The following is an 11,689-nucleotide window of genomic DNA, read 5'->3' on the forward strand; positions in this document are numbered from 1 at the left end:
GCGTTCGCGAGCATCTGCGGCCATGAGCAACCTCAGTCGCCGCATCTTCATCCTAGGCGGGCTCACCACCGCGAGCGTCGCAGCGCTCCAACTCGGGGCGATGGCCCAGCCAGCCGCCGCCTCTACCCCCTTCCCCTTCACGCTCGGTGTCGCCTCCGGCGAACCGGACGACAACAGCGTGGTTCTCTGGACGCGTCTGGCTCCCACACCGACCAACGCGGACGGTCAGGGCGGCATGCCCAACGCCGACGTCGCCGTCGACTGGCAGGTGTCGGCCAACCAGAACTTCACCACCCTCATCAGCTCAGGCACGTTCACCGCGCGCTACGCACAAGCCCATGCGGTGCACGTGCTGGCCGGTGGACTCGCTCCCGACTCGGAGTACTACTACCGGTTCCGGGCCCAGGGATTCATCTCCCCGGTGGGCCGGACCCGCACCGCGCCGGCTCCGAACACGGTCGGGCGAGACTTCATGATGGCCTTTGCCTCGTGCGCCCACTACGAGCAGGGCTACTACACCGCCTACCGACGCATGGCCGACGACCGCCCCGACCTGATCCTGCACCTGGGCGACTACATCTACGAGAGTGGCGCCACCGCCGGCGCCGTGCGTCAGCACCTCGGCAGCGAGATCGTGTCGCTGGCCGACTACCGCCGCCGCTACGCGCTCTACCGCAGCGACCCCGACCTGCAGGCCGCGCACGCGATCGCGCCCTGGCTGGTCGTGCCGGACGACCACGAGGTGGAGAACAACTACGCCAACATGGTCCGCGCCGACAGCAGTCCGGTGCTGACGGCGGCCCAGTGGACGGCGCGTCGCACCGCCGCGTACCAGGCCTACTTCGAGAACATGCCGCTGCGGGCCGCCGCGACGCCCTCCGGCAACACCATCCAGCTCTACCGCCGGGTCCGCTGGGGCACCCTCGCCACATTCCACATGCTCGACACCCGCCAGTTCCGCGACGACCAGGCCTGCGGCGACGGGATGAAGGTCTGCGCCGACGCCGATCTACCGGCCCGTTCGATCACCGGCGCGAACCAGGAGGCATGGTTGCTCGACGGACTCGGCCAGCACCTGAGCACCTGGGACCTCATAGGCCAGCAGGTCTTCTTCGCCCGCAACGTCAACTCGGCGGGTGCGATGAACATGGATGCCTGGGACGGGTACCGGGCCAGCCGGGCGCGGATCCAGCAGGGCATCATCGACCGCGGCGTACGCAACCCGGTCGTCCTCACCGGTGACGTGCATACGGCATGGGCCAACGACCTCAAGGCCGACTATGCCAATCCGTCGTCGGCGACGATCGGCTCCGAGCTCGTCTGCACCTCCATCACCAGCACCGGCAACGGAAGCGCCACCACGACGATCCCCAACGGATCGCTCAACCCGCATCTGCGCTTCTACTCCGAACGGCGCGGCTACGTCCGTACGCACATCACGCCGTCGCAGCTCACAGCCGACTTCCGGTCGGTGGCGACGGTGACCGAACACGGCGCGCCGGCGACCACCTCCCGGACCTTTGTCATCCACGACGGAAAGCCGGGGTTGGCCGATGCGTAAGCTCTCCGTACTCGGCGCAGCCGTCGCCGGCCTGGTCGCCGTCCTCGCCATGGTCGCCCCGGCCTCGGCGGCGGGTCCCTCGTCCTGGACGACCGCGAACAGCGACTCCGCCGGTGACCAGGACACCGCCTCGATCGCGGCCAACCGCCTCGGCGACGTCGCGGTGGTGTGGGAGGACGACCGCGACTCGACCAGCCCGGGCGACAACGCGCACAGCGACGTGTGGGTGCGGATGTACCGCAACGGCGTCTCGGCCTACGAGAAGAAGCTCTCGGCCGGCGGGACCACGGGCGTGGCCTGGCGGCATCTCCAACCCGACGTGGGACTCGACGACCGGGGCAACGCCGTCGTCGTGTGGGCGGAGGACCCGGACGGCAACGGGTTCTACAACATCACCTACCGTGTGCTGTCCCCGGCCGGCGCGCTCCTCGGCTCCGGCCAGGCCAACGCGAGCGCCGACGGCCAGCAGATCCATCCGCGCGTCGCGGTCGATCCGGACGGCGCGCCCAACAGCACCACGGCGGTGGCGTTCTCCGTGGTGTGGGAGGACATCCAGGGCACCGCGGCGGCGACGGTGAAGGCGGCCGGGTTCACCGGGACCACGACCAAGGCCTACGAGGTGACGGTCAACGCGGCCGGCGGCGCGCACCACAACCCGGACGTCGCGACCTCCGCCTCGGGCGACGCCGTCGTCGTCTGGGACGAGGACACCGACAACGACGGCGTCTACCAGATCGGTCTGGTGAAGCTGGCCAAGGCGAACGGGGCGGTCACGCTCAGCCGCCGCAGTGCCAACAGCCTCGGCGACGGGCAGCAGCAGCGCCCGGTCGTAGCTGCCGACTTCAACGGCGACTTCGCCGTGGCGTGGGAATCCGATCACACCGGGACCCGTGGCGTCTGGGCCCGATCGTTCACCGCGACCGGCACCGCCGGCTCGGCCGAGGTCGAGGTTTCCAGCGGAGCCGGACCGGGCAACCCCACCGTCGGCATCGACGACCAGCGCGACGCCGTGGTCGGCTGGAGCGTCGCCGGCACCGAGCCGGCGGTCTGGGCCCGGGGCCTCAACCCCGACGGCACCTTCACCGGCCGGTTGCCGGCCCAGTCCGTCAGCCAGGTCACGACCGGTCGGCAGGAGCAGCTCTCGCTGGCTTCCTCCCCGTTCGGCACACTCTCCATGTCGTACACCGATGACAACGACGGCAACACCTTCGACCAGGTCCTGCTGAGTCTGGGGGCGACCAACTCGGACTGGTGACGTCCTTTCGATCCGCGGACGTCCACCGGGCCACCCCGGGTGGGGAGATCCGGCAGTCGGTTCCGGAACCGCGCAAGAACGCGGTCCTGCGGCACCGCTGCCGGATCACCTCCGCGGAGCGGCCCGGAATCGGCTGTGCCTGTCGCGGCCTTCAGGAGTCGCCGCGACCCCATCGCCAAGAGCTCGGTTCCAGGCCTGCTTTCGGCGATCGACCGGAACGTCGAGCTAGAGGTGGGGACCAAGTGGTACGACCACAGACCGACGTTTCGAGGCCTGACCGGTGTCCTGTACGACGCCGAGGGCAAGGAGACGGTCAGCGGCAATCCGGTACTGCTGAAGAACGCGACGGCCGGGACCTCGAAGGTGTACGTCGTCGCCTATGCGAAGAACGGCGAATACGCCTATTCCGGCCCCTTCTCCCGCCTCCGCATCCAGCGAAACTCACGCCTGACGGTGAACGCCTCACCCGAGCCGGTCCGCAAGGGCAAGACCATCACCGTCACGGGCAAGCTGACCCGAGCCAGTTGGTGGGACGATCTGGAGTACCACGGCTACACCGGCCAGCCCGTCAGGCTACAGTTCCGCAAGCGGGGAATGAGCACGTACGCCACGGTCCGGACCGCATACAGCGACTCCCACGGCAACCTCAAGTCCACCGCGAAGGCCGCTGTGGACGGCTACTGGCGCTACTACTTCGCTGGAACGTCGACCACCCCGGCAGTTGGGGCCGCCGGAGACTACGTCGACGTCCGCTGACACCAGGACGCTTGTGAAATCCTGCCTCACTCACCGAGGCATGCGAAGCGCTGAGGAACGTGCTGCGCATCGCTGTGTCCCGCGGTGCGCGGCTGCCGACGTACGACCGTGGCAGCGGCTCGCCCCCAGTTCGACAGCGGCTCGGCGGCTACTTGGGCTCTCCCGGTAGCCGGCAAAGTACTGGAGAGGGCGTTTGCCTGACTACGGGAAGACCGTCCTCGTCAGCGGTTTCCACGACGACCGCTACGGATCACCCCCGTCTGCGCGGGGATAGCCGGGTGGAGATCCCGGTGACCTCTACGACCCGCGGACGACCCTTGCCTGCGGGGGAAGGACGCTGCTCGAGCCGCGCCGCGTGGCGTACTGCCGGACCACCCCCACCTGTGCGGGAAGGATTCCGGCGAGCTCTGGAGCCTCCGCATTGCCGACTTCGCGTCCGACCTGACCTCGATACGGATCACCCGCCGCCCCCGGAAACGGGACCAGGCCGTCGACCCGGTGGTGGAGGACGTTCAGCTCTCCGATCCCACCCGCGCGGCCCTGCACGCCTGGCTCACCGCCCGTGAGGCTCTGGTCGCCATGGCCGACTGCACCGTTGACGCGCTGCTGGAGTACTAGCGGCTCGTGGCCGGCGACTGCGCGCCGGCACGCGCCCGCTTACGACCGGAAAGACCCTGGAGAACCAGACCACCGCGCTGGTCTCCGCCCTGCCCGAACACCGCAAATCGCGTCGGCCACCCGACGACATTTCCCCCTCAACGACTCCTCATCGGTCAATCGCTGGTGAGACGTCTGGCCGACCGCCCCTACGGGTGCGTGTCCGTGATCGCGATGACCTCGTCAAGGCGGTCCAGGGCGGCCTGCAGGTCGTCGATCTTGCCCTGGATGCGCTCACGCTCGGCGCGCAGCATGGCTCGCTGCTGGGCGTCGGTGTGCCCGGCGACCCAGCACGGAAGGAGTTCGCTGATCCTTCGGCTGGTCAGGCCGGCGGCGAACATCTGCTGGAAGAAGCGGACCAGGAGGATGGCGTCCTGCCGGTACAGGCGCTGGCCGGACGGGCTGCGCTCCGCGATGAGCAGCCCCTGCTGCTCGTAGTAGCGCACGGCGCGTACCGAGACGCCGGCACCCCGTGCCACCTCGCCGATGCGGATCAACCGCTCGGCCGCGGCCGCTGTAACGGTCATGGTGATTCCTCTCACCCCTGGCCCTGAGGACCAGCACTTGCCTCTGACGTCAACGTCAGGTTCTAGCGTACCGGGCATGGATATCAACAACTCCGTCGCCCTTGTCACCGGAGCCAACCGCGGCCTGGGCCGCGCCTTCGCCCAGCGCCTGCTCGAACGCGGCGCCCGCAAGGTCTACGCGACGGCCCGCCGACCTGAGACCGTGGACCTGCCCGGGGTCGAGGTGCTGGCCCTTGACATCGCCGATCCCGCATCCGTGAGGGCCGCCGCCGAGGCCGCCCCGGACGTATCGCTGCTCATCAACAACGCGGGAATCTCTACGGGGACCGACCTGGTGACCGGTTCGCTGGACGCGGTGCGGCACGAGCTGGAGACCAACATGTTCGGCCACCTGGGAATGATCCGGGAGTTCGCGCCGGCGCTCGCCGGGAACGGCGGGGGCGCGATCGTCAACGTCCTCTCCGCCATGTCGTGGTTCGGGGGCAAGGGCGCCAATGCCTACCACCTGACCAAGGCCGCCGCCTGGGCCATGACCAACGGCGTCCGCCTGGAGCTCGCCGAGCAGGGCACGCTCGTCACAGCGGTACACCTCGGCTTGGCCGACACCGACATGGCCGCGGGCTGGCCCGTGGACAAGATCGCGCCGCCGGACCTGGCCGACGCGGCGCTCGACGGAGTCGAGGCGGGCTCCGCCGAGGTCCTCGCCGACCAGTGGAGTCGGGACGTCAAGTCCCGTCTTCCGCTGACGCCCGAAGAGTTCAACGCCGCAATGGACCGCGCCCTGGCGGCGCTGATGGCGGCCTGAGGGTCCCCTCCGACCGCACGGACCTCGGTCGGCTGCTTCTCGATCGGCCTCTCGAACTCCACCAACTGAACCGTTCCGGGTTCGGCAGTGCTCGGTGCCCGCCTGCTGGAGCGGCGATCCGCAGCCGCTCCGGCAGGACTCGACCTGATCAGCAGTCCGCCCTCCGGGGTCAGTGGGCGAGCAGGGTGTCGAGCCAGTCGAAGGCGCGCTGGTGGAAGAGGGAGATGGCACCCTCGTGGCAGTGCTCGCCGGCGCCTTCGTCCTCGCGGAAGAGGATCAGTTCCTTCTGGCAGGTCAGCTCACCGACGAGGCGCTTGGGCTGGCCCTGGAAGAACTGGTCGTTCTCGGCGTCGAGGACGAGTGTCGGGCAGGTGATGCGGTCGGCGATGCCGGCCATGGTGTAGGCCTCGCTGGCCTTGACGAGCTCGTCGAAACCGGAAACACCCAAGGCCCACCGGCCGTTGCGCACCACCCAGCGTACCTGGGTGTCCCGCGCCATCATCTCCTCGATGCCGCCGGGCGTCGCAGCGGCGCGGGCGGCCAGCGCCTTCACGACTTCGTGGAAGTCGTAGACACCGTCGTGCAGAACGCACGCTGCGATGCGGTGTTCGAAGGCGGCCGCCCTGGCGGCGAGGTAGCCGCCGAGGCTCGTGCCGATCAGTACGAGTTTCTCGGCGTCCAGCTCGGGCACGGTGAGCGCGAAGTCGACGGCCGGGGTGACCACGGCCTCCCAGTCGGGCCGGAAGTGCAGGCCCTGGTCGCGGACGGTGCTGCCCTGGCCGGGGCCGTCGAAGGTGAGGACGTTGTAGCCGCGCCGCAGCGCGCCCGCGGCGAACGCCAGGTAGTTCTCCTCGAGGGTGGAGTCGTACCCGCCGTGGTAGATCAGGGTCGGGCGCGGGGTCCCCGAGTCGTCGGCGAAGAACAGGTAGCCGGGCAGCGCGGTGTCCTCGTAGGGGATACGCACCGCGCGGGCCGGGGTGCCGAGCAGGCCGGCCGCGTCGGCGAACGTCTGCTGCGAGGCCCTGGCCAGCCGCGCCGACTCGGCGTCGTCGGCGGGGTTCTCCCGGCGGTAGAAGTCAGCGGTCCGGTAGTAGTTGGACGCGCGCAGCAGGGCTTCGCGGGCGCTGACCCGGTGACCGGCGGCCAGCGCGTCCCGGCCGATGCGCTCGACGCGCGCCGCCGTTGCGCCCCACCGGGCCGACCAGGCTTCCTCGTCTCCCTCGGGGATCTTCCGGCACGTGACCAGGACCTCACCCAGGTCGGCGCCGCCGTAGGCGGCATAGCCCGCGACCCGCAGCGCCTCGAAGGAGAAGGACTCGTCGTCGTAGAGGAACTTCATCTCCGGCTCCCTTCCCTGAGGGAACGGAACGGCACCGTTCCATCTAGCTCCGACCGTAACACATGGAACGGTGCCGTTCCGTTCGCTATGCTCGTGAGCGTGGCAGTGCAGCAGAAGAAGGGCCGGCCGGTGTCCGGCGGGGCGGTCCTGCGCGAGCGGGTGACCGAGGCGATCACCGAAGCGGCCTTCGGCGAACTCGCCGATGCCGGGTATGCACGGTTGTCGATGGTTGCGGTGGCCCGGCGTGCCGGGGTGGGCAAGGCCGCGCTCTACCGACGCTGGCCCTCGAAGCAGGCAATGATCACAGAGTTGATCCGCAGCAAGGTCACCGAAACGTTCCCCCGCACTCCGGCTACCGGCGACCTGCACACCGACCTGCGCGAACTGCTCGCGGCTTACCGCAGCCAACTGGCCAATCCGCTGTTCGCCCTGATCGGGGCCGAATTGCTCGCCGAATCCCGCCGCGACAGCACCCTGGCGACCATGCTTCACACGGAAGTGGCCGCGCCGCGGCGGCTCGCGGCACGCGCGATCCTGCAAGACGCGATCGACCACGGCGAACTCCCGCCCACGCTGGACATGGAACTCGCCACCGACCTGCTCATCGCGCCTCTCGTCTTCCGCATGGTGCTCATCGACGAGCACAGCGACGACGACTACCTCGAAACACTGACAGCCGCCACCCTCGCAGCCCTGAAGGCGGCCGTCCGCCGGCCCTGACCGTCAGGGCGGCCCGGCGACGGGCGCCAGGCTGTCCCACGTGCGGGGCTGGTGGTGAGCGATCCGCTCACCACCGCAGCGTCTGCACACGGTTCACCGCCGTCATGCCGGGCCCCTCCACGTGGTACGGATCGGACCCGGGCAGCCTCGGAACCGGTCCTCGCACGTCATCGGCGACAAAGGTCTCCAGCTTCCCGGAACCTGCGCGACGACTGCGCGGTGCGGTGCAGAAGCCGGCCGGGCGAGAAGCTGGACGCGTTCAGCAAGCTGGGCGCGTTCAGCAAGCTGGGCGCGCGGCCCCGGTTCTCCTCGCGCCGCTCTGCCTCGAGCCGATGCGAGATGGCGGGGCCCCGATTACTGCATGATCGTGCGTGGCAGGTGCCTCGGGTCGGCCAGGCAGTAGTAGAACTGGAGGACGTGGCCCCGCCCAATCTGGATCTGTGTGGGCTCGTAAGCGAGCGGATACGCGCCCGGGTCCGCCTCGACAAGCTCTCGGAGCTCCACCGCGGTCCAGCTTCCGCCACCGAACCGCGCTCGCCGCCGTCGACCGTCAGCAGCACTCAACCGGGCCGCCGCACTCGCCGCAGCACAGCTCATCGTCGGGTTCCGCCAGGTCCCGGAAGGTGAACTCCGCCGGCCAGCCGCCCGCCTTCCAGCCGCCCGCCTTCCAGCCGGGCGCGACGGGGACAGCTCCCACTGGTACTCCAGCGACGCTCGCTTCGACAGCCGTTCCCACTCTGCGTCTGCCAGATCGCCGCGCCCCATGTCCACATCAACGACCCGGACATCACGTAGTCACATGATCGGCCGGACAGCTCCCAGTACTGCAGGTCAGCTGCTGCAAGAGGCCGCCCTCACCAGTCAACTGGAGGCCGCTCGCGCGGGCCCGATCGACCAGCTGCCCGATCAACTGGTCGTTCAGCAGATCCGCCGACAGCTCGACCGGGCGGACCTCTTCAACCGCCTCGACAGAGGCAGTCACGTCGCTCATCAGGTGTTCTTCCTTGATCGGGAGTTACACCGTTTTTTTACAGTCCCCAGGCGGCGGCTTGGGCAGCCGGGCGGGCAGCGGGCCGAGCCAGGGTGCGAGCCAAGACGCGCTTTCCCGGGTACTCCGCAGGCCTGGTTGCGGCGTGTGAGTTGCGGCCGAACGAAGCACCGGAAGGGGGAAACCCTGAGTTCCTCCACTCGGGCTACCACCATGGAGACGACGTTCATTGGTTGGTTCCCTTGTTGGTATGGCAGACAATCGGCGTCCCACGGCGCTTCTTCTCGATCGACTCCCCTTGGTGACCAGTCTCGTAGGAGCCTCGGTATGGCGTGATGCGGCGAAGGGGTCGGTGCTGCTCCCGGTTGCCCTGGCAAGACTCGTCCTGGGCCTCAGGACGCATCGGGGGCTACTCATCCTGCGCGGGGGCTGCGGTGTGGTACTTGGACTGTTCGGCGCGGCGGTGGCGTTGTTGGCCGGCCAGGCAACGGGAAACGGGCTGTTATACCCCCTCATCGATGACCATGATTACCAGCACTCGTGGGGTGGACCCACGCTAGTGGGGGCCTGGGCAGCGCATGCAGCTCTCGCGATTCCGGTGGTGCTGGTCGCGCTCGGTGCACTGCGCGGTGTCACGGTTGCCGACCGGGCGCTTGACCGGGGTGCCTCCGGTGAACGAGTTCCGTGGTGGCCGGTCCTGCTGGCCGGGGTACTGGGGGTACTGACGGTACTGCTGGTCACAGCCTGGCTTCACCAGCTATAGAGTCGTCTCATTTGGTGAGTCTGCGATAGAAGATGAGGGTGCAGGCGATGCTGGTGTAGGCCAGGAAGTCAACGATGCCGTCCCAGGCGTGCGGATGGCTCGATGCCCTTGCGGGCGATGCGGTGGGCGATGCCTCGTTGCCGTAACCATCGTCGCAGGTGAGCGTAGTCGTAGGCGTTGTCCGGTCAGCGCCTGGCTGTCATGTTGTTCGCTCCTGAGATCCCGATAGCGATGACTCGCTTCGCTGCCCATTAGGATTCGGGCCTGTCAGGTCCCTCCTTTCAGGGCCCGCATGTTCACCGAGTCGATCGCGCACCGGCTCCAGTCCAGCTCGCCGCGTGTGCCGAGCTCGTCGAGCATCAGGCGGTGCAGTTTCGCCCACACCCGGGCCTTGGTCCATTCCGTGAACCGGCGATACGCAGTCGCTCCCGACGGCCCGAACGACGGCGCCGGCAACTGCTGCCACGTGCAGCCCGACGTCGCCACGAACACGATGGCCGCCAGCACTTCCCGATCCCCGTGCCGTCGCCGGCCACCGCCTTGCGGCCTGGTCGGTGCAGGCGGTACCACCCGTTGCAACAAGGCCCACAACTCATCCGGCACCAGCCGCTCAACGATCCCCACGCTCGCAGACTACCGAGCCGATTGAGATGCCTTCTTTGGCCCGCCTGGAGTTCCGCCTCGGGGTGGCACTCCTCGCACGGCGAGACGATGTCCACCTCCAGCGCCGCAAGCGCCTCCTGCCGGGTGAGTGTCCCCCCGGAAGCCTGCGAGCAACGCGCCCGGTGCAGGATGCCGTGCCCGCCACCCTCCAACGGCACGTGCGCGAGCTTCCACCCCGCCGCCAGCTACCGTCCGGCTGGCTCTGCCGACACCCGGCCCGGCACGCGGATGGCCTCCGGGGACCACCTGTACCGCCGCCAGTAGTGCACCGGCCACCCGTCGTCCTCGAGGAAACAGACCCTCATCAGCAGCGTGACGCGCCCGTCGGCGTGCTTGAACTTCACGAACACGGTCGCCTGATGCCGGTGGCCGCCGACTCGCACCTCCACCCGAGGCCGCCGGTCCGACGGGTAGGCCTCGACGTCCGCCCCGGGCACGCCCGTCGGCAGGTCCCCGTGGTGGACGCGCACTACATCGCTGTCGTATGCGGATCACGGCCCCGCCGGAGCACGAGGAGTTTCCCGCCCCGAGGGTTTCGGAGACGTCTGCGAGGTAAGGCGACCAGCCGGAGCCGCTCGTTTCGCCCCCCGTTCGGGCGGTTCCCCGAGAGGCTCCCCCCTCTCGGCGGTCACGCCTTGCAAGCCGGGGCCTGCTCCACTCAGGCCCCGGCCGGCGAGGAGGTTACATGGACGAGATGACCCGCATGCACCGCCCTGGCGAGAAAGTCCCCGCCAGCGGCATCTACGAATGCACCTGCGGTCAGGGCCACCGCTTCACCATCACGAGCACAAACGTGCAGGGCCACACCTTCCCGCCGGTACCGGAAAACTGCTCCGGAGTCGGCTGGAACCTGCTGATGCCCGCCCGCGCGGAGCGCAGCCCATAAGACAGCCGATGCGCCCGTCTGGCCGTGCGGGGCCAATGCAAGCGGTCAAGGCGGGCCTCAGACGCGGTCCCGTCAAACGCTGACCCGCCTGCCGCGGCAGGACCGCCACCCTTAGGAACGACCATGCGCATCAACAGCATCACCGCCCGCCGGGTCGCAGCCGCCGCCCTCGCGGCACCTATCCTCGCGCTCGTCGGGGTCGGCACGGCCGCTGCCGCGCCACAGCAGACCGCCACCGCCACCGCCACCCACCAGTCCGTCGTCGACCACGGCGGCTGCTGGGGTTACGGCTGCGGCTACGGCGGATACGGATACGGCGGCTATGGCTACGGACCCGGATTCGGGTACGGACCTGGCTATGGCTATGGATACGGACCCGGCTACGGCAACGGCGTCATAGTGATTCTCGGGTAACCGCACGGCTGGAACCTCATGATCCCCGCCCGCGCGGAGCGTAGCCCGTAGACCCCCAAGCAGCCCGCCCGGTTACGTGGTGAGTGCCGGGCGGGCGCCCCACGCGGCCCCGCCGGCGCGTCCTTCCCAACCCTCGGCGGGGCCGCCCTACTGCCCGGGGCCCTCGGCCGACGCCACGCGCCCGCGCCCCGCCAACTTCACGCCCTCGCCCCAAAGCCGCATCTGCTTTGCTGCGCGCCATCGTGGCGGGGCTCACTCACGCGTTCCCGGACCGTACGGTCTCTAACGCCCCCGGCACTGACCGGCCAGATGAGCATGCGGACGGGCGGTTCACCGGCGTGTCCTCGGGTACCCG

The 11,689-nt window shown here is 69.2% G+C and carries 10 protein-coding genes and 3 pseudogenes; 7 read left to right on the forward strand and 6 right to left on the reverse strand.

Annotation, left to right across the window (positions count from 1 at the left end; translation table 11 throughout):
- Window positions 1-22: 22 nt before the first annotated feature.
- The 3 genes from PV410_RS42650 to PV410_RS42660 all read left to right on the forward strand — a co-directional run bounded on the left by PV410_RS42650 (window position 23) and on the right by PV410_RS42660 (window position 3,572).
- Window positions 23-1,561, forward strand: a complete 1,539-nt coding sequence (locus tag PV410_RS42650) for an alkaline phosphatase D family protein (protein ID WP_500332073.1) — start codon at window positions 23-25, stop codon at window positions 1,559-1,561.
- Entirely contained in the window at window positions 1,554-2,816 is a 1,263-nt protein-coding gene (locus tag PV410_RS42655; RefSeq protein WP_500332074.1) for a hypothetical protein, read from the forward strand. Before PV410_RS42650 ends, PV410_RS42655 begins: the two co-directional genes overlap by 8 nt.
- Before the next feature lie 231 nt (window positions 2,817-3,047).
- Window positions 3,048-3,572 carry a hypothetical protein gene (locus PV410_RS42660; RefSeq protein WP_500332075.1) on the forward strand — a complete coding sequence of 175 codons (525 nt, stop codon included), beginning with the start codon at window positions 3,048-3,050 and terminating at the stop codon, window positions 3,570-3,572.
- 806 nt (window positions 3,573-4,378) lie between these two features.
- Here the strand turns inward: PV410_RS42660 and PV410_RS42665 are convergent.
- The gene (locus tag PV410_RS42665; RefSeq protein WP_500332076.1) at window positions 4,379-4,756 is read right to left on the reverse strand and encodes a MerR family transcriptional regulator; all 378 of its coding nucleotides are present in this window, start codon (window positions 4,754-4,756) and stop codon (window positions 4,379-4,381) included.
- Window positions 4,757-4,832: 76 nt separating this feature from the next.
- On the opposite strand from PV410_RS42665, the gene PV410_RS42670 reads away from it, so the two are divergent.
- Window positions 4,833-5,561: an SDR family oxidoreductase gene (locus PV410_RS42670; RefSeq protein WP_500332077.1), complete on the forward strand. Its 729-nt coding sequence runs from the start codon at window positions 4,833-4,835 to the stop codon at window positions 5,559-5,561.
- A gap of 169 nt (window positions 5,562-5,730) precedes the next feature.
- On the opposite strand, the gene PV410_RS42675 is transcribed toward PV410_RS42670, so the two are convergent.
- Window positions 5,731-6,900: an alpha/beta hydrolase family protein gene (locus tag PV410_RS42675; RefSeq protein ID WP_500332078.1), complete on the reverse strand. Its 1,170-nt coding sequence runs from the start codon at window positions 6,898-6,900 to the stop codon at window positions 5,731-5,733.
- Between the two features lie 99 nt (window positions 6,901-6,999).
- Here PV410_RS42675 and PV410_RS42680 point away from each other — a divergent pair, with 99 nt between their 5' ends.
- Window positions 7,000-7,620: a TetR/AcrR family transcriptional regulator gene (locus PV410_RS42680; protein ID WP_500332079.1), complete on the forward strand. Its 621-nt coding sequence runs from the start codon at window positions 7,000-7,002 to the stop codon at window positions 7,618-7,620.
- A gap of 550 nt (window positions 7,621-8,170) precedes the next feature.
- On the opposite strand, the gene PV410_RS42685 is transcribed toward PV410_RS42680, so the two are convergent.
- The 4 genes and pseudogenes from PV410_RS42685 to PV410_RS42700 all read right to left on the reverse strand — a co-directional run.
- On the reverse strand, window positions 8,171-8,317 hold the full coding sequence (locus PV410_RS42685) for a hypothetical protein (RefSeq protein WP_500332080.1): 147 nt from the start codon (window positions 8,315-8,317) through the stop codon (window positions 8,171-8,173).
- Between the two features lie 132 nt (window positions 8,318-8,449).
- Window positions 8,450-8,611 (reverse strand): annotated as a pseudogene (locus tag PV410_RS42690) (IS256 family transposase); the annotation flags it as partial.
- A gap of 767 nt (window positions 8,612-9,378) precedes the next feature.
- Window positions 9,379-9,995: pseudogene (locus PV410_RS42695) on the reverse strand (transposase).
- A gap of 59 nt (window positions 9,996-10,054) precedes the next feature.
- A pseudogene (locus PV410_RS42700) lies at window positions 10,055-10,219 on the reverse strand (DUF6233 domain-containing protein); the annotation flags it as partial.
- Window positions 10,220-10,719: 500 nt separating this feature from the next.
- Between PV410_RS42700 and PV410_RS42705 the strand changes: the two are divergent.
- Window positions 10,720-10,920: a hypothetical protein gene (locus PV410_RS42705; protein ID WP_500332081.1), complete on the forward strand. Its 201-nt coding sequence runs from the start codon at window positions 10,720-10,722 to the stop codon at window positions 10,918-10,920.
- Between the two features lie 123 nt (window positions 10,921-11,043).
- Complete coding sequence (locus PV410_RS42710) at window positions 11,044-11,334, forward strand: hypothetical protein (protein ID WP_500332082.1); 291 nt, start codon at window positions 11,044-11,046, stop codon at window positions 11,332-11,334.
- Window positions 11,335-11,689 lie beyond the last annotated feature (355 nt).

This window comes from Streptomyces sp. PA03-5A (assembly GCF_033792725.1).
Classification (GTDB): Bacteria; Actinomycetota; Actinomycetes; order Streptomycetales; family Streptomycetaceae; genus Actinacidiphila.